The sequence below is a fragment of the Mycobacterium sp. E3251 genome, from assembly GCF_001666835.1.
Classification (GTDB): domain Bacteria; phylum Actinomycetota; class Actinomycetes; order Mycobacteriales; family Mycobacteriaceae; genus Mycobacterium.
This window is the reverse complement of sequence record NZ_LZJF01000192.1, coordinates 41145-59624: the sequence shown is the minus strand read 5'-3', so window position 1 is coordinate 59624 and position 18480 is coordinate 41145. Positions and strand designations below refer to the sequence as shown.

Sequence of the window (18480 nt, the reverse complement as noted above, 5' to 3'; positions counted from 1 at the left end):
GATGACCAGCGTTGCAAGCCAATACGATTGCCTGCTGCTCGACCTGGATGGGACGTTGTTTCGCGGCCGCAAACCCACCGAAGGTGCGGTGCAGGCGCTGGCCGAGGTGAGCAGCCGCGCGTTCTTCGTCACCAACAACGCGTCGCGCAGCGCCGCCGAGGTCGCGGCGCACCTGACCGAACTCGGCTTCACCGCCACCGCCGACGACGTCGCCACCAGCGCGCAGAGCGCGGCCCGGCTGCTGGCCGACCAGTTGCCGGCGGGGTCACCGGTGCTGATCGTGGGCACCGACGCGCTGGCCGACGAGGTCAAGACGGTCGGGCTGCGGCCGGTGCGCAGGTATGACGATGAGCCGGTCGCGGTCGTCCAGGGCCTGTCGATGACCATCGGCTGGCCGGACCTCGCCGAGGCCGCGCTCGCCATTCGGTCCGGCGCGTTGTGGGTGGCGGCCAACATCGATCCGACGCTGCCCACCGAGCGGGGCCTGCTACCCGGGAACGGCTCCTTCGTCGCCGCGCTGCGCGCGGCCACCGGCGCCGAGCCCCAGGTCGCGGGCAAGCCGGCGCCCGGGCTGCTGACCGACGCGGCGGCGCGCGGTGATTTCCGCGCGCCCCTGGTGGTCGGCGACCGGCTCGACACCGACATCGAGGGCGCCAACGCGGCCGACCTGCCCAGCCTGATGGTGCTCACCGGCGTCAGCTCGGCCCGGGACGCGGTGTACGCCGACCCCGCGCACCGGCCCACCTACATCGGCCACGACTTGCGCGCCCTGCACTCCGACGGCGACCAGCTCGCGGTCGGGCCGCAGCCGGGCTGGCGTGTCGACGTCGACGAGCGGGCGGTCATCGTCCGCGGCGACGGCCCCGACGACGGCGACGGGCTCTCGATCGTCCGGGCGGTCGCCAGCGCGGTCTGGGGTGCGCGCTCGGACGGGCGGCCCATCAGCATCGAGGCGGCCGACGACCGGGCCCGTGCCGCGTTGCAACGCTGGTCTTTGGTGCGCAGCGACTGACGGATGACTACCGTAAGAGCGCAATGACTACCGATCCCGAACAAATTCGTGCCGAAATCGACGCCCTGCTGGCCCGGCTGCCCGAGCCCGGGGCTCCGGAAAGCCCCGGGAACCCGTCGCTCACGGAGCTCGAAGACATAGCCCGCCGCCTTTCCGAGGCGCACGACGTGCTGCTTGCCGCGCTGGAGTCGGCGGAGAAGGGCTGAGTGCGCGCATGTCTCGCCGCGCCCGCGTCGACGCCGAGCTGGTTCGGCGCGGACTCGCGCGATCGCGCCAGCAGGCGGCCGAGTTGATCGGCGCCGGACGGGTCAGCATCGACGGCCTGCCGGCCCGCAAGCCGGGCACGGCCGTCGCCGTCACCGCGGCCCTGACCGTCGCCGACGACGGCGAACGGGGCTGGGTCTCCCGCGGTGCGCACAAGCTGATCGGCGCCCTGGACACCTTTGGAATTCCGGTGGCGGGTCGCCGCTGCCTGGACGCGGGGGCGTCGACGGGTGGATTCACCGAGGTTCTGCTGGATCGCGGGGCCGCCGAGGTGGTCGCTGTGGATGTCGGATACGGGCAGCTGGCGTGGTCGCTGCGCTGCGACCCGCGGGTGGTCGTCGTCGAGCGAACTAACGCCCGCGACCTGTCCCTCGAGGCGATCGGCGGGCCGGTCGACCTCATCGTGGCCGACCTGTCGTTCATTTCGCTCGCCACCGTGCTGCCCGCGCTGGCTGGATGTGCTTCCCCCACTGCGGATATCGTTCCCATGGTGAAGCCGCAGTTCGAGGTGGGCCGGGGCCAGGTGGGCGCCGGCGGAGTGGTGCACGACCCCGCCCTACGTGCCGACGCCGTGCTCGCGGTGGCACGGCGCGCCGGCGAGCTGGGCTGGCACACCGTCGGGGTCACTGCAAGCCCGCTGCCCGGCCCGTCGGGCAACGTCGAATACTTCCTGTGGCTGCGCGGCCAGACCGGATTGACGGACGACGAGCTGGTGGCAGCGGTGCGGCGCGCCGTAGACGAGGGGCCGCAATGAGCGAGCATCGCACCGTGCTGCTGGTGGTCCACACCGGTCGCGAAGAAGCCACCGACACAGCGGCGCGCGTACAGAAAGTGTTGGGGGACAACGATATCGGGCTCCGCGTCCTATCCGCCGAGGCGGTCGACCGCGGGTCGCTGCAGGTGGCCCCCGACGACATCCGGGCGATGGGCGTGGAAATCCAGGTGGTCGACGCGGACCCGCAGGCCGCCGAAGGCTGCGAACTGGTGCTGGTGCTCGGTGGTGACGGCACGTTCCTGCGCGCGGCCGAACTGGCCCGCAACGCCGGGATCCCCGTGCTGGGCGTCAACCTGGGGCGAATCGGTTTTTTGGCCGAGGCCGAGGCGGAGGCCATCGACAGGGTGCTGGATCACGTTGTCGCCAAGGACTATCGGGTGGAAGACCGTCTGACGCTGGACGTGGTCGTGCGCGCGGGCGGTCGCGAAATCGAGCACGGATGGGCGCTCAACGAGGTCAGCCTGGAGAAGGGTCCGCGACTGGGCGTACTGGGGGTGGTCGTCGAGATCGACGGGCGGCCGGTGTCGGCGTTCGGGTGCGACGGCGTGCTGGTGTCGACGCCCACCGGGTCGACCGCCTACGCGTTCTCCGCGGGCGGCCCGGTGTTATGGCCGGACCTCGAGGCAATCCTGGTGGTGCCCAACAACGCTCATGCGCTGTTCGGCCGGCCGATGGTCACCAGCCCCAACGCGACCATCGCGATCGAGATCGAGGCGGACGGTCACGACGCCCTGGTGTTCTGCGACGGCCGCCGCGAGATGCTGATCCCGGCCGGCAGCCGGATCGAGGTAAGGCGTTGCGACACACCGGTGAAATGGGCGCGGTTGGACAGCGCGCCGTTCACCGACCGTTTGGTGCGAAAGTTCCGCTTGCCGGTCACCGGTTGGCGTGGAAAGTAGATGCTGACCGAAATCCGCATCGAGTCGCTGGGGGCCATCAGCGCGGCGGTCGGGGAGTTCGATCGCGGCCTGACCGTGCTGACCGGCGAGACCGGCACCGGCAAGACCATGGTGGTGACCGGGCTGCACCTGCTCGGGGGCGCCCGCGCCGATGCGACCCGGGTGCGATCGGGCGCCGACCGCGCCGTCGTCGAGGGCCGTTTCGTCACAACGGATCTCGAGGACGCCGCGGTCGCGCTGCTGGACGAGATGCTGGACGCGTCGGGAGCGGAGCGCGACGAGGACGGCAGCGTGATCGCGCTGCGCTCGGTCAGCCGCGACGGGCCGTCGCGGGCCTATCTCGGGGGTCGCAGCGTGCCAGCCAAGTCCCTGGGCGACTTCACCGCGGAGCTGCTCACCCTGCACGGGCAGAACGACCAGCTGCGGCTGATGCGGCCCGAGGAGCAACGCGGCGCGCTGGACCGGTTCGCGAAGGCCGGCCCCGCGCTCGAGCGCTATCGCAAACTGCGCGACGCCTGGCTCGCCGCGCGGCATGACCTCGTCGACCGCCGGAACCGCATGCGCGAGCTCGCCCTCGAATCCGACCGACTCACCTTCGCGCTCAACGAAATTGACACGGTCGACCCGCAACCGGGCGAGGACGATGCGCTGGTCGCCGACATCGTGCGGCTCTCCGAACTGGACACGCTGCGCGAGGCCGCGATCACCGCGCACGCGGCGCTCTCCGGGGCGCCCGACGACGCGGACGCCTCCGGAAATAGCGCCGCCGACAGCCTGGGGCGGGCCCGTGCCGCCCTGGAATCGACCGACGACGCGAAGCTCCGGCCGCTGGCCGGGCAGGTCGGTGAGGCGCTCACGTTGGTCACCGATGTGGCCGGCGAACTCAGTGGCTTCCTGGACGAGCTGCCGGTCGACGCCAGCGCGCTGGAAGCCAAGCTGGCCCGGCAGGCCGAACTGCGCACGCTGACCCGCAAGTACGCCGCGGATGTCGACGGGGTGCTCCGCTGGGCCGAGGAGTCGCGGCAACGGCTGGCCCAGCTGGACGTCTCCGAGGAAGGCCTGACGGCGCTGGCCGCCCGCGTCGACGAGCTCGCGCGTGAGTTGGCCCAAGCCGCAGTCGATCTCAGCGGCATCCGGCGCAAGGCCGCCAAGCGGCTCGCCAAGGAGATCACCGCCGAGCTGTCCGGGCTGGCGATGGCCGACGCGCAGTTCACCATCGACGTCAGCAACGACGCGGCCGCCGACAAGGACGACCCGGCCGCGCTCGTGCTGCCGTCGGGCGAGCTGGCCCGCGCCGGTGCCGACGGTGTCGATGAGGTGGAGTTCGGATTCGCGGCGCACCGCGGGATGGACCAGCTGCCGCTGGCCAAGAGCGCGTCCGGCGGCGAACTGTCCCGGGTGATGCTGGCGCTGGAAGTGGTGCTGGCCGCCTCCGCCGCGGGCACCACCATGGTGTTCGACGAGGTCGACGCCGGCGTCGGCGGCCGGGCCGCGGTGCAGATCGGGCGGCGGTTGGCGCGGCTGGCGCGCACCCACCAGGTCATCGTGGTCACGCACCTGCCGCAGGTCGCGGCCTACGCCGACGTGCACCTGGTGGTGCACAGCGCCGGGCCCAAGGGGACCAGCGTGGTGCGGCGGGTCGCCGGCGACGAGCGCGTCGCCGAATTGGCGCGGATGATGGCCGGGCTGGGCGAATCCGACAGCGGCCGTGCGCACGCCCGCGAACTGCTCGACGCGGCGCAGAAGGATGAGATCTAACCGTCGGGAACCCTTAATACAGATGTGACTAATGGGACTCTAGATAACTTCTGAGGCTGGTGTTACGGCGCGCCTCCACGCGTCCTCCTTGCATCACCGACAGAATCGCCCCCATGAAGATGTCAGGCCTGCTAACCCGTAACACCGCCCGGCCGGGGCTTGTCGGCACCGCCCGGGTGGACCGGAACATCGACCGATTGCTGCGCAGGGTGTGCCCCGGCGACATCGTGGTGCTCGACGTCCTGGATTTGGACCGCATCACGGCGGACGCCCTGGTGGAGGCCGATATCGCCGCGGTCGTCAACGCCTCGCCGTCGGTCTCGGGCCGCTACCCCAACATGGGCCCGGAGGTGCTGGTCAACAACGGGGTCACCCTGATCGACGAGACCGGGCCGGACATCTTCAAGAAGGTGAAGGACGGCGCCAAGATCCGGCTGCACGAGGGCGGGGTGTACTCCGGCGACCGCAGGCTGGTCCGCGGCACCGAGCGCACCGATCACGACATTGCCGACCTGATGCGGGAGGCCAAGAGCGGCCTGTCCGCGCACCTGGAGGCCTTCGCCGGCAACACGATCGAGTTCATCAAGAGCGAAAGCCCGCTGTTGATCGACGGCATCGGCATTCCCGACATCGACGTCGACCTGCGCCGCCGGCACGTGGTGATCGTCGCCGACGAGCCCAGTGCCGAGGAGGACCTGAAGTCCCTCAAGCCGTTCATCAAGGAGTATCAGCCGGTGCTCTTCGGCGTGGGCAGCGGCGCGGATGTGTTGCGCAAGGCGGGCTATCGCCCCCAGGTCATCGTCGGCGACCCCGACCAGATCAGTGCCGACGCCCTCAAGTGCGGCGCCCAGGTCGTCCTGCCCGCCGACGCCGACGGCCACGCGCCCGGTCTGGAGCGCATCCAGGACCTCGGTGTCGGGGCGATGACATTCCCGGCCGCGGGCTCGGCGATCGACCTGGCCCTGCTGCTGGCCGATCACCACGGCGCCGCGCTGCTCGTGACCGCCGGCCACACCGCCAACATCGAGACGTTCTTCGACCGGACGCGTGCGCACAGCAACCCCTCGACGTTCCTGACCAGGCTTCGGGTGGGGGAGAAGGTGGTGGACGCCAAGGCCGTGGCCACGCTGTACCGCAACCACATCTCGGCGGGCGCCATCGCGCTGCTGGCGCTGACGATGCTGATCGCCGTCATCGTCGCCCTGTGGGTGTCCCGCACCGACGGCCTGGTGCTGCACTGGGTCACCGACTACTGGAACCACTTCTCGCTCTGGGTTCAGCACTTGGTGAGCTAGGGGCCGAAGATGATCTCGCTACGCCAACACGCTTTATCGCTGGCCGCCGTGTTTCTGGCGTTGGCCGTGGGAGTCGTGCTCGGATCCGGTTTCCTGTCCGACACCCTGCTGTCCAGCCTGCGTGACGAGAAGCGGGACCTGCACACGCAGATCAACGGGCTCAACGACCAGAAGAACGTGCTGAATGAGAAGCTCAGCGCGGCAAACAATTTCGACACCCAATTGGTCGGCCGGATCGTGCACGACGCGCTCGCCGGCAAGTCGGTCGTGGTGTTTCGTACCCCGGACGCCAAAGACGACGACGTGGCCGCGGTGTCGAAGTTCATCGGTCAGGCCGGCGGCGCGGTGACCGGAACCGTGTCGTTGACGAGCGAATTCGTCGAGGCCAATTCCGCGGAGAAGCTGCAGACCGTGGTGAACTCGTCGATTCTGCCCGCCGGTCAGCAATTGAGCACCAAGCTCGTCGACCAGGGCTCGCAGGCCGGCGACCTGATGGGCATCGCGCTGCTGATCAACGCCAACCCGGCGATCCCGCCGGTCGACGAGCCGCAGCGCGACACCGTGCTGGCGGCGCTGCGCGACACGGGTTTCATCACCTATCAGCCGAGCGATCACCTGGGCGCGGCAAATGCCGCGCTGGTCGTCACCGGTGGCGCGCTTCCCCAGGACGCCGGCAATCAGGGCGTCAGCGTCGCCCGGCTCGCCGCCGCGCTGGCGCCGCACGGCTCGGGCACCCTGCTGGCCGGGCGGGACGGTTCGGCGACCGGCGGCGCCGCGGTCGCCGTGACGCGCGCCGACGCCGGAATGAACTCGGCGGTCAGCACCGTCGACGACGTCGACACCGCGCCCGGCCGCATCACCGCGGTGCTGGGCCTGCACGACCTGATGAACGGCGGCCACGCCGGTCAGTACGGCACCGGTCACGGCGCGACATCGATCACGGTGCCTCAGTAGCGGGCGTGTTCGCCGCGACACTTCGGTCGTGGATGTTAGGGTGGGTTTCCGTGGGTCGGCAGGCCCAACTAGTTATTCGCTAGAACATTCGACGCCCTGCCCGTCTTCACGGAGGCCGCCTGTGCGAAAGCACCCGCAAACCGCCACCAAGCACCTCTTCGTCAGCGGGGGCGTCGCGTCCTCTCTGGGCAAGGGTCTTACCGCTAGCAGCCTCGGTCAGCTACTGACGGCCCGCGGGTTGTACGTGACGATGCAAAAGCTCGATCCCTACCTCAACGTCGACCCGGGCACCATGAACCCGTTCCAGCACGGCGAGGTGTTCGTCACCGAGGACGGCGCCGAGACCGACCTCGATGTCGGCCACTACGAGCGGTTCCTGGATCGCGACCTGTCCGGCTCGGCGAATGTCACGACGGGCCAAGTGTATTCGACGGTCATCGCCAAGGAGCGCCGCGGCGAATACCTCGGTGACACCGTGCAGGTGATCCCGCACATCACCGACGAGATCAAGAGCCGGATCCTGGCGATGGCCCAGCCGGACGCCCAGGGCAACCGCCCGGACGTGGTCATCACCGAGATCGGCGGCACCGTCGGCGATATCGAGTCGCAGCCGTTCCTGGAGGCGGCGCGCCAGGTCCGCCACGACCTGGGCCGGGAGAACGTCTTCTTCCTGCACGTCTCGCTGGTGCCGTACCTGGCTCCGTCGGGCGAACTCAAGACCAAGCCCACCCAGCACTCCGTGGCGGCGCTGCGCAGCATCGGTATCACGCCGGACGCGCTGATCCTGCGCTGCGACCGGGACGTGCCCGAAGCGCTGAAGAACAAGATCGCGCTGATGTGTGACGTCGACATCGACGGCGTCATCTCCACCCCGGACGCGCCGTCGATCTATGACATCCCGAAGCGGCTGCACCGCGAGGAACTCGACGCGTACGTGGTGCGCCGGCTCAACCTGCCGTTCCGCGACGTCGACTGGACCGAGTGGGACGACCTGCTGCGCCGGGTGCACGAGCCGCACGAAACCGTACGGATTGCCTTGGTGGGCAAGTACGTTGAACTCTCCGACGCCTACCTGTCGGTCACCGAGGCGTTGCGCGCCGGTGGTTTCAAGCACCACGCCAAGGTGGAGATGCAATGGGTGGCCTCCGACGACTGCGAGACCGCGGCGGGCGCGACGGCGGCCCTGGGTGACGTGCACGGCGTGCTGATCCCCGGCGGCTTCGGCATCCGCGGGATCGAGGGCAAGATCGGCGCCATCCGCTACGCGCGCTCGCGCGGGCTGCCGGTGCTGGGCCTGTGCCTCGGCCTGCAGTGCATCGTGATCGAAGCCGCGCGCTCGGCGGGGCTCGACCGGGCCAACTCGGCCGAGTTCGACCCCGAGACACCGGATCCGGTCATCTCCACGATGGCCGACCAGGTCGACATCGTGGCGGGCCAGGCGGACCTGGGTGGCACCATGCGGCTGGGTGCCTATCCCGCCGTGCTGCAGCCGGATTCGATCGTCGCGCGGGCGTACGACACCACGCAGGTGTCGGAGCGGCACCGGCACCGCTACGAGGTCAACAACTCCTACCGCGACAAGATCGCCGAGAGCGGCCTGCGGTTCTCCGGAACCTCACCCGACGGGCACCTGGTGGAGTTCGTCGAATACCCGCCGGAGGTGCATCCGTTCATCGTCGGCACCCAGGCCCACCCGGAGCTGAAGAGCCGGCCCACCCGGCCGCACCCGTTGTTCGTCGCGTTCGTCGGGGCGGCCCTCGACTACCAGTCGGGCGAGCTGCTGCCGGTGGAGATTCCCGAGCACGGCTCCAACGGCAACCAGCAGCGGGACGGCGTCAGCCAGTCGTTGCCTGAGCCCGCTGCCCGTGGCTGAACACGATTTCGAGACGGCGTCATCCGAAACGCTGTACACGGGAAAGATTTTCGCGCTGCGCAGTGACCAGGTCCGAATGCCGGGCGGTACCACCGCGATTCGCGAAGTCGTCGAGCATTACGGGGCCGTCGCCATTGTGGCGTTGAGCGAAGACGACGAGATCGCGATGGTCTACCAATACCGCCACGCGTTCGGCCGGCGATTGTGGGAGCTGCCGGCCGGGTTGCTGGATGTGGTGGGGGAGCCGCCGCAGCAGACGGCGGCCCGTGAACTCCAGGAGGAGGTCGGCCTGCGGGCCGGCACATGGCAGGTGCTGGTCGACCTGAATTCCGCGCCGGGCTTCAGCGACGAATCGGTGCGGGTGTATCTGGCCACCGAGCTGACCGAAGTACAGCGCCCGGAGGCACATCACGAGGAAGCCGACATGACGATGCGCTGGGTTCCCGTCGCCGAGGCGGTCCGCCAGGTGTTCAGCGGTGAGATCGTGAATTCCATTGCGATTGCCGGGATTCTGGCCGCTCACGTGGTAACCGAGGGCGTCGCCGAGCCGCGGCCGGTGGACAGCCCGTGGGCCGACAAGCCGACGGCGTTCGTCGCACGGAAGGCCACCCAATGACAACGGTGGCCCTGGACACCCAAGTGCAGGGCTACCTCGACCACCTCACGATCGAACGGGGCGTCGCGGCGAACACCCTCAGCTCCTATCGGCGCGACCTGCGCCGCTACGCCAAGCACCTGTCGGACCGCGGGATTCACGACATCGCCAAGGTGGGCGAGGACGACGTGAGCGAATTTCTGGTGGCGTTGCGTCGCGGCGACCCCGACTCGGGAAGCCCGGCGCTGTCCGCGGTGTCGGCGGCACGGGCCCTGATCGCGGTGCGCGGCTTACACCGATTCGCCGCGGCCGAAGGCCTCGCCGAGCTGGACGTGGCGCGCGCGGTCCGCCCGCCCACCCCGGGCCGCCGGCTCCCCAAGAGTCTGACCATCGACCAGGTGCTGGCGCTGCTGGACGGCGCGGGCGGCGACAGCGCGTCCGACGGCCCGCTCACGCTGCGCAACCGGACGCTGCTGGAGCTTCTCTATTCGACCGGGGCGCGCATCTCCGAGGCCGTCGGCCTCGACGTCGACGACGTCGATACCCGGGCCAGGTCGGTGCTGCTGCGCGGCAAGGGCGGCAAGCAGCGGCTGGTGCCGATCGGGCGGCCCGCGGTGCACGCGCTGGACGCCTATCTGGTGCGTGGCCGACCGGACCTGGCCCGCCGCGGCCGCGGCATACCGGCCATCTTCCTCAATGTGCGCGGCGGCCGGCTGTCGCGGCAAAGCGCGTGGCAGGTCCTGCAGGACGCCGCGGAGCGCGCCGGGATCACGTCGGGCGTGTCGCCGCACATGCTGCGGCACTCGTTCGCCACCCACCTGCTCGAGGGCGGCGCCGACGTGCGCGTCGTGCAGGAGTTGCTGGGCCACGCCTCGGTGACGACGACCCAGATCTACACGATGGTCACCGTGCACGCGCTGCGCGAGGTGTGGGCGGAAGCGCATCCGCGCGCGCAGTAATCGGGATCGCCAATGTTGCTGCGGTAACCTCGTATTCGTGGCGATTCGCGATCATGGCGACCCCGGCGGCGCGCCTTCGATGCCCCAGCCGTTGCGGCCCCCGACCAACTCCGCTCGTCCGTCCGCGGCGGAGGAGGCCCGCACGATCGCCGCCGCTACCAATGCCGCCACACTCGCCACGTTGACCGCCGAAGGCGACCCGTGGGCGTCATTGGTGGCCTATGGACTGCTCGGTGGGATGCCCGTGCTCTGCGTCTCGAATTTGGCCGAGCACGGCCGCAACTTGGCTGCCGAGCCGAGAGCCAGCCTGTCGATCGTGGGGGCGACCAGCAACCCCGATCCACTCGCGGGCCATCGAATCACGTTGGCAGGCGTGGTCGGCCAGCCGGACACCGAACGGGACGCCGCTCGGGCGGCTTACCTGAATGCGGTGCCGGCTGCGCGTTACTACCTCGACTTCAGCGACTTCACGTTGTGGGTGCTCAAAGTTCAGCGGGTGCGTTGGGTAGGCGGGTATGGCCGAATGGACTCGGCCAGCGGCGAACAGTATGCCGCCGCCTCGCCGGATCCGGTTGCGCCCGCTGCGGTCCGGGCCATCGCCCATCTCAACGCCGACCACGCCGGCGCCCTCGCGGCGATGGCCCGGGCGTTCGGCGGCTACCCCGACACCGACAGTGCGGTCTGCACCGGCGTCGACCGCTACGGCTTGGACCTGCGGGTGCACACGCCCCGTGGGGTGGCCTACACCAGGGTGGGCTTTCCGGTGCGGCTGGACTCCGCCGATCAATTGCGTTCGGCCACAGCGGATTTGGCGCACGCGGCCGAAAGCTGAGTGCCTACCTAACCCAGGTACTCGGACTCCAGCACCAGGTCGGACACCAACGACTGGTATTCCAGGTGCGTCTTGTGCTCGACGGTGTTCCATTGCTTGCCCTGCTGCCGGCGCATGTACTCGCGGTACTTCGGCGCGCCCGGCACCCGGACGTTGTCGGCGACCACGATCGCGCCCGGGCGCAGCCAGCCCCGCGCCATGATGCTGTGCAGGTCGTCGAGGTAGGCGTCCTTGTCGTGGTCGAGGAACGCGAAGTCGAGGGCGCTCGAGGCGAACCCGTGCTCGTTGGCCAGCGCGTCCAGGGTGCGCCCGCCGTCACCGATGGTGCCGACGACACACGTCACCCGGTCGGCGACGCCGGCGTGGGCCCAGATGCGCCGGGCGTTGGCGGCGTTGGCCTCGGCGAGTTCGACGGAGTACACCGTGGCGTTCGGGGCGGCGCGGGCGATGCGCAGCGCGCCGTATCCGACGTAGGTGCCCAACTCCAGCGCCACCGCCGGGTCGGCGCGGCGCACCGCGGCGTCGAGGAGCCGGCCCTTCTCGTCGCCCACGTTGATCAGCATCGACTTCTCGTAGGCGAACCTGTCGATGGTGGCCAGCACGTCGTCGATGTCGCCGGCCTTGGCGTTGCGCAGGACGTAGTCCACCGCGGCGGCCTCGCGTCCGTCGCCGATCTGACCCGTCGTGGTGATGTTGCGCGCGCCCGTCGCCATCCGCCAGACCGACCATCGCAGCAGGGGAATTCGTCGCTTCAGGTCCATGACGCCACAGTAGTGCGGGCGGGCGCCGGGCAGCGGGCGCCCAGATTGTCGCCAAGGTCGTCGCGGCACCGGAATCACAGCCCGCACGGCAATCTCGGCGCGACGCCCACCGCCGTGATATCGCCCGCGATATCAAGTTGGAAAACCGCCCACCACCGCCCCAGTGGTGCTGGTGTGACTGCTGTTAACAATTACCGCCGCCAGGCGCGCTACCAGCGCAAATTCGGTGAGATTCGCAGGTGAAACGCCCTGCGGGTCGCCCGGCTTCGGCGCTTGAACCCGTTAGACTTTCGGTCGATGTTCACCTCCCGAACACCCCCGCCATGACTGAGCAGCCGGACAGCGGCGTCGAGCTCGGTCTGACCGGGCGGCCGCCGCGGGCGATCCCGGAACCGCAGCCGCGCACCTCGCACGGCCCGGCCCAGGTCGTCGCGATGTGCAACCAGAAGGGCGGCGTCGGGAAAACCACGTCGACGATCAACCTGGGCGCCGCGCTCGCCGAATACGGCCGGCGGGTGCTGCTGGTGGACATGGACCCGCAGGGCGCGCTGTCCGCCGGGCTCGGTGTGCCGCACTACGAGCTGGAGAAGACCATCCACAACGTGCTGGTCGAGCCGCGCGTCTCGATCGACGACGTGCTGATGCAGACCCGGATCAAATACCTGGACCTGGTGCCCAGCAACATCGACCTGTCCGCCGCCGAGATCCAGCTGGTCAACGAGGTGGGCCGGGAGCAGACGCTGGGCCGGGCGTTGCATCCGGTGCTGGACCGCTACGACTACGTCCTGATCGACTGCCAGCCGTCGCTCGGGTTGCTCACCGTCAACGGTCTGGCCTGCTCGGACGGCGTGGTGATACCCACCGAGTGCGAGTTCTTCTCGCTGCGCGGCCTGGCGCTGCTGACCGACACCGTCGACAAGGTGCGCGACCGCCTCAACCCGAAGCTGGAAATCAGCGGCATCCTGCTGACCCGCTACGACCCGCGCACCGTGAACTCGCGCGAGGTGATGGCCCGCGTGGTGGAGCGGTTCGGCGACCTCGTGTTCGACACCGTCATCACCCGAACCGTCCGATTCCCGGAGACCAGCGTGGCCGGCGAACCCATCACCACCTGGGCCCCGCGCTCGACGGGCGCCGTGGCCTACCGCGCCCTGGCCCGCGAGTTCATCGACCGATTCGGCGCGTGACGGCCAGCGCAAATGGTGAGGCGCCACCCAAGAACGGCTTTCAAGTCCGCCTGACCAACTTCGAGGGGCCGTTCGATCTGCTGCTGCAGCTGATCTTCGCCCACCGCCTCGACGTCACCGAGGTGGCGCTGCACCAGGTCACCGACGACTTCATCGCCTACACCCGCGAGATCGGCTCCCAGCTCGACCTGGAGGAGACGACCGCGTTCCTGGTGGTCGCCGCGACCCTGCTCGACCTCAAGGCCGCCCGGCTGCTGCCGGCCGGGCAGATCGACGACGAAGAGGACCTGGCGCTGCTGGAGGTGCGCGATCTGCTGTTCGCCCGGCTGCTGCAGTACCGCGCGTTCAAGCACGTCGCGGAGATGTTCGCCGAGCTGGAGGCCACGGCGCTGCGCAGTTACCCGCGCGCCGTGGCGCTGGAGGACCGGTTCACCGAGCTGTTGCCGGAGGTGATGCTGGGGGTCGACGCCGAACGGTTCGCCCAGATCGCCGCGATCGCGTTCAGCCCGCGTCCCGTGCCCACGGTGGCCATCGGGCACCTGCACGAGGTGGCCGTCTCGGTGCCCGAGCAGGCCAAGAAGTTGCTGGCGATCCTGGAATCCCGCGGCAGCGGGCACTGGGCGACGTTTTCCGAGCTGGTCGCCGACTGCGAGGCGCCGATGGAGGTCGTCGGGCGCTTCCTGGCGCTGCTCGAGCTGTATCGGAGCCGGGCGGTAGCATTCGACCAGTCGGAGCCCCTTGGCGTGCTCCAGATTTCTTGGACCGGGGAACGTCCGGCCAGCGAAGCCTTGGTAGAAGTGCGGGACGAATAGATGACTGAGTACGAGCCCGACGTCGATCTCGACGCGGGTATCCCGGAGATCGCCGAGGCGACGCCCATGGACGCCGAGGAACTCGGCTCCGTGCTGGAGGCGCTGCTGCTGGTGGTCGACACGCCGGTCACCGCCGAGGCGCTGGGCTCGGCCACGCAGCAACCCGTCTACCGCGTCGCTGCCCGGCTGCAGCAGATGGCCGACGAACTCACCGAACGCGGCAGCGGCATCGACCTGCGTCAAACCAGCGAGGGCTGGCGGATGTACACCCGCTCTAAGTTTGCGCCGTACGTGGAGAAGCTGCTCCTGGATGGCGCGCGGTCCAAGCTGACCCGGGCCGCGCTGGAAACCCTGGCCGTGGTGGCCTACCGCCAGCCGGTGACCCGGGCGCGCGTTAGCGCGGTCCGCGGCGTCAACGTGGACGCCGTCATGCGCACGCTGTTGGCGCGCGGCCTGATCACCGAGGCCGGCGTCGACGACGACACCGGCGCGGTGACGTTCGCGACCACCGACCTGTTCCTGGAGCGGTTGGGATTGACCTCGCTCGCCGACCTTCCCGACATCGCCCCGCTGCTGCCCGACGTCGACACGATCGAGGACCTCAGCGAATCCCTGGACAGCGAGCCGCGTTTCATCAAGCTGTCGGGCGGTCAGGCGCCCGAGCAGGCACTGACGTTCGACGTGGACCAGGATTGATGGTCGAGACTGAGGGGATCCGCCTGCAGAAGGTGTTGTCCCAAGCCGGAATTGCGTCGCGCCGGGCCGCCGAGAAGTTGATCATCGACGGCCGCGTCGAGGTCGACGGGCAGGTGGTGACCGAGTTGGGCACCCGGGTGGACCCCGACGCCTCGGTGATCAAGGTCGACGGCGCCAGGGTGGTCCTCGACGAGTCGCTGGTGTATCTGGCGCTGAACAAGCCGCGGGGCATGCACTCGACCATGTCGGACGATCGCGGCCGGCCGTGCATCGGCGACCTGGTGGAACGCCGGGTGCGCGGCAACAAGAACCTCTTTCACGTCGGGCGGTTGGACGCCGACACCGAGGGCCTGATCCTGCTGACCAACGACGGCGAGCTGGCGCACCGGCTGATGCATCCCTCCCACGAGGTGCCCAAGACATACCTGGCGACGGTGACCGGGTCGGTGCCGCGCGGGCTGGGCAAAAGACTCAGGGCGGGAATCGAATTGGACGACGGCCCCGTGCGCGTCGACGAATTCGCGGTCGTGGACGCCATTCCGGGCAAGACGCTGGTGCGCGTGGTGTTGCACGAAGGGCGCAATCGCATCGTGCGCCGGCTGCTGGCCGCGGTCGGCTTCCCGGTGGAGGCGCTGGTGCGCACTGACATCGGACCGGTGTCGTTGGGCAAGCAGCGGCCGGGCAGCTTCCGGGCCTTGAACCAGGGCGAGGTCGGCCAACTGTATAAGGCGGTTGGCCTGTGAGCGCTGTGATCGTTGCCATTGATGGGCCCGCTGGGACCGGAAAGTCTTCGGTGTCAAGGGGATTGGCGCGGGCGCTGGGCGCCCGCTACCTGGACACCGGGGCGATGTACCGGATGGTGACACTGGCGGTGCTGCGCGCGGGCATCGATCCGGCGGACGCCGAAGCGGTCGGGCGGATCGGGTCGACGGCACAGCTGTCGGTGGATGGCGATCGCTACTTCCTTGCCGGAGAGGATGTTTCGGTCGAGATCCGCGGTGACGAGGTCACCCGCGCGGTGTCGGCGGTGTCGTCGGTTCCGGCCGTGCGCGCCCGCCTCGTCGGGCTGCAGCGCGAAATGGCCGGGGGGACTGGAAGCGTCGTCGTCGAGGGACGCGACATCGGAACCGTCGTCCTGCCCGACGCGCCCGTGAAGATCTTTCTGACCGCGTCCGCCGAAACCCGCGCGCGGCGCCGCAACGATCAGAACGTCGCGGCCGGGCTGGCCGGCGACTACGACGCGGTGCTGGCCGACGTCCGTCGGCGCGATCATCTGGATTCCACCCGGGCGGTGTCGCCGCTGCGCGCCGCGCCCGACGCGGTGGTCGTCGACACCAGCGAGATGACCGAGGCGCAGGTGATCGACCACCTGCTGGAGCTGGTCCAGCAGCGAAGCGGGGCCGTACGGTGACGTCCGACGGCACCTGGACCGACGAAAGCGATTGGGAATCGGTCGAATCCGGGCTCGAAGAGCTGGCCGAGGCCGGCCCCGCGCCCGTGGTGGCGGTGGTGGGGCGGCCCAACGTCGGCAAGTCGACGCTGGTCAACCGGATCCTGGGCCGGCGCGAGGCGGTGGTGCAGGACATTCCCGGGGTGACCCGCGACCGGGTGTCCTACGACGCGCTCTGGACGGGCCGCCGGTTCGTCGTGCAGGACACCGGCGGATGGGAGCCCGATGCCAAGGGTCTGCAGCAGTTGGTGGCCGAACAGGCGTCGGTGGCGATGCGGACCGCCGATGCGGTGATCCTGGTGGTCGACGCCACGGTCGGGGCCACCGCGGCCGACGAGGCCGCCGCCCGCATCCTGCTGCGTTCGGGCAAGCCAGTCTTCTTGGCGGCCAACAAGGTTGACAGCGAGAAGGGCGAGGCGGACGCGGCGGCGTTGTGGTCGCTGGGCCTCGGCGAGCCGCACGCCGTCAGCGCGATCCACGGCCGCGGCGTCGCCGACCTGCTCGACCAGGTGTTGGCCGCGCTGCCGGAGGTGTCGGAGGCGGTGCCCGCACCGGGTGGCCCTCGACGCGTCGCGCTGGTCGGCAAACCCAACGTGGGGAAGAGCTCGCTGCTGAACAAGCTGGCCGGGGACGAGCGCTCGGTGGTGCACGACGTCGCCGGGACGACCGTGGATCCGGTGGACTCGCTGATCGAACTGGGCGGCAAGGTGTGGCGATTCGTCGACACCGCGGGCCTGCGGCGCAAGGTCGGCCAGGCCAGCGGGCACGAGTTCTACGCCTCGGTGCGCACCCACTCGGCGATCGACTCGGCCGAGGTGGTGGTGGTGCTGATCGACGCTTCGCAGCCGCTGACCGAGCAGGATCAGCGGGTGCTTTCCATGGTGATCGAGGCCGGCCGCGCCCTGGTGTTGGCCTTCAACAAGTGGGATCTGGTGGACGAGGACCGGCGCGAGCTGCTGGAGCGCGAGATCGACCGCGAGCTGGTGCAGCTGCGCTGGGCGCAGCGGGTCAACATCTCCGCCAGGACGGGCCGCGCGGTGCAGAAGCTGGTGCCCGCGATGGAGACCGCGTTGGCATCGTGGGATATGCGCATCCCGACGGGCCCGTTGAACGCGTGGCTCAAGGAGGTGGTGGCGGCGACGCCGCCGCCCGTGCGCGGGGGCAAGCAGCCGCGCATCCTGTTCGCCACCCAGGCCACCGCCCGCCCCCCGACGTTCGTGCTGTTCACCACGGGGTTCTTGGAGGCCGGCTACCGGCGCTTCCTGGAGCGGCGGCTGCGCGAGGCATTCGGCTTCGAGGGTAGCCCGATCCGGATCAACGTGCGGGTGCGCGAAAAGCGGGGAGCCAAGCGGCGCTGAGCTTCGGCGCCTTGGGTGGCCTTCCCGGACCAATCGAGGATTCCCGAATTCGATAGCACCGGCGATATCAATTCCGTCGCTGTTCCACGATGCGGGATATGAAAGCTACATCACAGGAATACTGTGTTGACTTTGCCTCTGGCCCATCCGTATTTTTCTTGTATAGCGGGTTAGTAGAACCGCAATGCGGGATTCGGAGGCATCGTGAACGTCGAACAGGAAGCGCCCACCGCCGCGCGCTTCAGCGTCGAAGGCAAGTCGATCCTGGTCACCGGGGCCACCGGCGCGCTGGGCAGCGTCGCGGCCCGGGCACTGGCCGGCGTCGGGGCCCGGCTGACGCTGACCGGCGGCAACGCCGCAAAACTGGACGACCTCGATATCGACAATGCCGCGGTGGTTGCCCGCCGCCCCGACACCCCGGCCGACGCCCGCGCCATGGTGGAGGCGGCGCTCGCCCGGCACGGCCGGCTCGATGGCGTCCTGGTGGCCTCGGGCATGAACCACGTCGCACCCATCACCGACATGGCCGTCGAGGACTTCGACAAGGTGATGGACGCCAACGCGCGCGGCGCCTGGCTGGTCTGCCAGGCGGCCGGGCGCGCGCTGCTCGAACAGGGAACCGGCGGCAGCGTCGTGCTGGTCTCGTCGGTGCGGGGCGCGCTCGGTCACTCCGCCGGCTACAGCGCCTACTGCCCGTCCAAGGGCGCCACCGACCTGCTGGCCAAAAGCCTGGCGGCCGAGTGGGGCGCCGCGGGCATTCGGGTGAACGCGCTCGCCCCAACGGTTTTCCGTTCGGAGCTCACGGAGTGGATGTATGCCGACGACGAGAAGGGCCGCGCCACCCGCGAAGCGATGTTTGCCCGAATCCCGTTGCGCCGCTTCGCCGAACCCGAAGACTTCGTCGGCGCGCTGATCTACTTGCTCAGCGACGCGTCGAGCTTCTACACCGGCCAGGTGATGTACCTGGACGGCGGATACACGGCCTGCTGAAAGGAACCGC

19 protein-coding genes are annotated in these 18480 nt (G+C 69.6%); 18 read left to right on the top strand and 1 reads right to left on the bottom strand.

Annotated features, from left to right (window positions below):
- The first annotated feature begins 1 nt into the window (after nt 1).
- The 11 genes from A5697_RS23955 (at nt 2) to A5697_RS23905 (ending at nt 11216) form a co-directional block, all read left to right on the top strand.
- Nucleotides 2-1012, top strand: coding sequence for an HAD-IIA family hydrolase (locus tag A5697_RS23955; protein WP_068012248.1), 1011 nt, complete (start codon nt 2-4; stop codon nt 1010-1012).
- Between the two features lie 23 nt (nt 1013-1035).
- On the top strand, nt 1036-1218 hold the full coding sequence (locus A5697_RS23950; RefSeq protein WP_067944363.1) for a hypothetical protein: 183 nt from the start codon (nt 1036-1038) through the stop codon (nt 1216-1218).
- A gap of 8 nt (nt 1219-1226) precedes the next feature.
- Entirely contained in the window at nt 1227-2030 is an 804-nt protein-coding gene (locus tag A5697_RS23945) for a TlyA family RNA methyltransferase (protein WP_068012247.1), read from the top strand.
- Nucleotides 2027-2950, top strand: coding sequence for an NAD kinase (locus A5697_RS23940; protein ID WP_067944359.1), 924 nt, complete (start codon nt 2027-2029; stop codon nt 2948-2950). Before A5697_RS23945 ends, A5697_RS23940 begins: the two co-directional genes overlap by 4 nt.
- Nucleotides 2951-4708: a DNA repair protein RecN gene (recN, locus tag A5697_RS23935; RefSeq protein ID WP_068012246.1), complete on the top strand. Its 1758-nt coding sequence runs from the start codon at nt 2951-2953 to the stop codon at nt 4706-4708.
- Nucleotides 4709-4821: 113 nt separating this feature from the next.
- Nucleotides 4822-6003, top strand: coding sequence for a putative cytokinetic ring protein SteA (steA, locus tag A5697_RS23930; RefSeq protein WP_068012245.1), 1182 nt, complete (start codon nt 4822-4824; stop codon nt 6001-6003).
- 9 nt (nt 6004-6012) lie between these two features.
- Entirely contained in the window at nt 6013-6957 is a 945-nt protein-coding gene (locus A5697_RS23925; protein WP_068012244.1) for a copper transporter, read from the top strand.
- Between the two features lie 121 nt (nt 6958-7078).
- Nucleotides 7079-8830 carry a CTP synthase gene (locus A5697_RS23920; protein WP_067944351.1) on the top strand — a complete coding sequence of 584 codons (1752 nt, stop codon included), beginning with the start codon at nt 7079-7081 and terminating at the stop codon, nt 8828-8830.
- On the top strand, nt 8823-9446 hold the full coding sequence (locus A5697_RS23915) for an NUDIX hydrolase (RefSeq protein ID WP_067944349.1): 624 nt from the start codon (nt 8823-8825) through the stop codon (nt 9444-9446). Before A5697_RS23920 ends, A5697_RS23915 begins: the two co-directional genes overlap by 8 nt.
- Nucleotides 9443-10384, top strand: a complete 942-nt coding sequence (gene xerD, locus A5697_RS23910; protein ID WP_067944347.1) for a site-specific tyrosine recombinase XerD — start codon at nt 9443-9445, stop codon at nt 10382-10384. The genes A5697_RS23915 and xerD overlap by 4 nt, the downstream gene beginning before the upstream one ends.
- Before the next feature lie 37 nt (nt 10385-10421).
- Nucleotides 10422-11216, top strand: a complete 795-nt coding sequence (locus A5697_RS23905) for a HugZ family protein (protein WP_068012243.1) — start codon at nt 10422-10424, stop codon at nt 11214-11216.
- Nucleotides 11217-11224: 8 nt separating this feature from the next.
- On the opposite strand, the gene A5697_RS23900 is transcribed toward A5697_RS23905, so the two are convergent.
- On the bottom strand, nt 11225-11977 hold the full coding sequence (locus A5697_RS23900; protein ID WP_068012242.1) for an O-methyltransferase: 753 nt from the start codon (nt 11975-11977) through the stop codon (nt 11225-11227).
- Between the two features lie 323 nt (nt 11978-12300).
- Between A5697_RS23900 and A5697_RS23895 the strand changes: the two genes are divergently transcribed.
- The 7 genes from A5697_RS23895 (at nt 12301) to A5697_RS23865 (ending at nt 18470) form a co-directional block, all read left to right on the top strand.
- Nucleotides 12301-13164 carry a ParA family protein gene (locus A5697_RS23895; protein ID WP_067944342.1) on the top strand — a complete coding sequence of 288 codons (864 nt, stop codon included), beginning with the start codon at nt 12301-12303 and terminating at the stop codon, nt 13162-13164.
- Nucleotides 13161-13976: a segregation/condensation protein A gene (locus A5697_RS23890; protein WP_068012241.1), complete on the top strand. Its 816-nt coding sequence runs from the start codon at nt 13161-13163 to the stop codon at nt 13974-13976. Before A5697_RS23895 ends, A5697_RS23890 begins: the two co-directional genes overlap by 4 nt.
- On the top strand, nt 13977-14672 hold the full coding sequence (gene scpB / locus A5697_RS23885) for an SMC-Scp complex subunit ScpB (RefSeq protein ID WP_068012240.1): 696 nt from the start codon (nt 13977-13979) through the stop codon (nt 14670-14672).
- Nucleotides 14672-15415: a pseudouridine synthase gene (locus A5697_RS23880; RefSeq protein ID WP_068012239.1), complete on the top strand. Its 744-nt coding sequence runs from the start codon at nt 14672-14674 to the stop codon at nt 15413-15415. Before scpB ends, A5697_RS23880 begins: the two co-directional genes overlap by 1 nt.
- Complete coding sequence (gene cmk, locus A5697_RS23875) at nt 15412-16083, top strand: (d)CMP kinase (protein ID WP_197501100.1); 672 nt, start codon at nt 15412-15414, stop codon at nt 16081-16083. Before A5697_RS23880 ends, cmk begins: the two co-directional genes overlap by 4 nt.
- The gene (gene der, locus A5697_RS23870) at nt 16080-17480 is read left to right on the top strand and encodes a ribosome biogenesis GTPase Der (protein ID WP_068012238.1); all 1401 of its coding nucleotides are present in this window, start codon (nt 16080-16082) and stop codon (nt 17478-17480) included. Before cmk ends, der begins: the two co-directional genes overlap by 4 nt.
- A gap of 201 nt (nt 17481-17681) precedes the next feature.
- Nucleotides 17682-18470, top strand: a complete 789-nt coding sequence (locus A5697_RS23865) for an SDR family NAD(P)-dependent oxidoreductase (RefSeq protein ID WP_156673425.1) — start codon at nt 17682-17684, stop codon at nt 18468-18470.
- The last annotated feature ends 10 nt before the right edge of the window (nt 18471-18480 follow it).